Below are 772 nucleotides of genomic sequence, written 5' to 3' on the forward strand. Positions count from 1 at the left end.
AGCCGGCGAGGGGCTGCGGCGAGCGGGTTCGCGGCGGCGCTCGCGGCGCGATCGATCGGCGAAGGGAGGGCGGTGTTATGGATCCGACAGGACATGGCGGGATGCGAGAGCGGCGAACCCTGGCCGCCCGGCCTTGCGGAGCTCGGCCTCGACCCGGCCCGCATCGTGCTGTTCCGGGCGCCGAACATGGACGCGGCCCTGAAGGCCGCCGAGACGGCGCTCGGCTGCCGGGCGCTCGCGGCGGCGCTGATCGAGCCTTACGGGGCGCTGAGGCGCTTCGACCTTGTGGCGGGTCGGCGGCTTGCGCTCGCGGCCGGGCGTTCCGGGGTCATGGCGCTGCTTTTGCGGACCGATCCGTCCGCCTCGACCGCTCCCGGACTCTCGATCGCCGAGACGCGCTGGCGCGTGGCGCCGCTCGCTTCTTCCGGCGCCGAGGATTGGGGATGGCCCCGCGCCACAGTGGAGCTTGTCCGCAACCGCCTCGGCCCGCTTGGCCGCTGGCCTCTGGAGTGGGCGGATGACGGCCGCTTCCGCCTCATCGAGCCGGCCGTCGCTTTTGGGGACGACGCCGGCCGCTCCGCCGGCGCCGGGTCGACGCATCCTGGCGCTCGCTTTGCCGAACTTCTCGATCGACAGGGTGCGGCGGCGGGAGGCGCTCTCCGGCGGCGAGCAGCAGCGTTCCCGCGCGAACCTCCTCGCCGGCGTCGCGGACGCCGTCCCGGGCCCAAGGGTCCGGGCTTGCGAAGCCATGCAATGTTGCGAGATCGGAACA

Annotated in this window: 1 protein-coding gene; it reads left to right on the plus strand. The window is 73.8% G+C overall.

Annotated features, from left to right (window positions below; all coding sequences use genetic code 11):
* Positions 1-93: 93 nt before the first annotated feature.
* Positions 94-772: ImuA family protein (locus tag ACIKT0_RS19410; RefSeq protein ID WP_407106901.1), on the plus strand; the 679-nt coding region annotated here is incomplete at its 3' end.

Source organism: Hansschlegelia beijingensis (assembly GCF_045505405.1).
GTDB lineage: Bacteria > Pseudomonadota > Alphaproteobacteria > Rhizobiales > Methylopilaceae > Methylopila > Methylopila beijingensis_A.